This is a genomic window from Pseudoflavonifractor sp. 60, assembly GCF_009911645.1.
Classification (GTDB): Bacteria; Bacillota; Clostridia; order Oscillospirales; family Oscillospiraceae; genus Lawsonibacter.
In genome coordinates this window covers 1-1,435 of record NZ_QWKI01000056.1, presented here as the reverse complement: position 1 = coordinate 1,435, position 1,435 = coordinate 1, and the positions used below count along the sequence as shown (strand labels likewise).

General features: G+C 51.3%; 2 protein-coding genes. One reads left to right on the top strand and one right to left on the bottom strand.

The window, feature by feature from the left end; genetic code table 11:
• Nucleotides 1-896: fibronectin type III-like domain-contianing protein (locus tag D1646_RS07270; RefSeq protein ID WP_347565156.1), on the bottom strand; the 896-nt coding region annotated here is incomplete at its 3' end.
• Between the two features lie 48 nt (nucleotides 897-944).
• Here D1646_RS07270 and D1646_RS07265 point away from each other — a divergent pair.
• Nucleotides 945-1,406, top strand: a complete 462-nt coding sequence (locus tag D1646_RS07265; RefSeq protein WP_160635834.1) for a YbhB/YbcL family Raf kinase inhibitor-like protein — start codon at nucleotides 945-947, stop codon at nucleotides 1,404-1,406.
• The last annotated feature ends 29 nt before the right edge of the window (nucleotides 1,407-1,435 follow it).

Here is a 1,435-nt window from a genome sequence, read left to right as displayed (position 1 = left end):
TTGAAGAAGTGGCCGTTCACAACAATAAGAATGCCCTCAGCCATTTCCATAGTACACATACCGCCGGTCATCTTGGCAATCCCCCGGAAGGGCATGTTGTAGTTGAACATCAGGTTCAGATTGGGCTTCCCCTTCTCCATACTCTTGTTGAGCAGACGGGTCAAAATCCCATATACCCGCCGGGCCAGCCAGCTTTTGGCGTAGTACATCTGACAAAGAGCGTCATTCATGGTGAGGGTGCCGCTCCAGCTTCCGTCCGGAATGGGGTGACCCAGCAGATTTTCAAACTCCACATCAGGAATAGTCTTGATATTGCCGGTATAGTAGTCAGACAGCAGCTTGCTGTCGTAGGGGTTGGGAGCGCCGGTTCCAGCCACGGTCACGCTGCCGGACAGCTTGATGTCCGCCACGTACGAGCCAATCAAAATCTGATACTCGCCGCCCTCCACCTCGAACTGATTGGTTTGGACGTTGAAATACCGGAACGCCTTGTCGTCCAGGGGAATGGTGACGGTCTTGCTCTCGCCCGCTTTCAGGAAAACCTTCTGGAATCCTTTCAGCTCCTTCGCGGGACGGAACACCTCGCTGGACAGCTTGGAGACGTAGAGCTGAGTGACTTCGGCTCCGTCCATTTTTCCGGTGTTTTTGAGAGTGAAGGTCGCTTCTTTTTCGGTGACCTTCAATTCGGAATACTCAAAGGTGGTGTAGCTCAAGCCGAAGCCGAAGGGGAACAGAACGGGGACATTCGCCGTTTCGAAGTAGCGATAGCCCACATAGAGGCCCTCCCGGTACTCGGCGCTGCGCTGCTTGGAGGGGAAGTAGGGTGAGGAGGACACATCCTCGTATTTGACCGGGTAGCTCTCCGCCAGCTTACCGGAGGGATTGATTTCTCCCATGAGGGCTTTCAGCATCGCAGAGGGCAGCAAACACCATCAGGAGGAGCTATGGACATTTTAGAATTTACCTGTACTGGCATTGAACATGGCGGGAAATTTCCCATAGAGAATACCGGGCGTGGGCAGAATGTATCGCCGGAGTTTATTTTCTCAAACCTATCTCCACAGGCCAAAACACTTGCAATTACATTGGAAGATTTATCCCATCCTGTCAAAGATTTCACACATTGGCTTATTTGGAACATTCCCGCCGCCAATGAAATAAAAAGCGGAATTCCCGCCGGAAGCCATGTGCCAGAATTGGACGGTGCTTGTCAGGGAGTCGGGTACGGCTTTCACCGATACGCAGGGCCAAAACCACCAAAGGGGAAAACACATACATATCGTTTTACCGTGTACGCGCTGGACTGTGACATTCAATTAAGCGTTCATTCTCTGAAAAAAGCCTTTTTGAAAAAAGTGGAAGGCCACATTCTCCAAAAAGGCAGCATCACAGCAAATTTCGAGTAACGAATGGGAGGCGTGTCAATCATGTATGA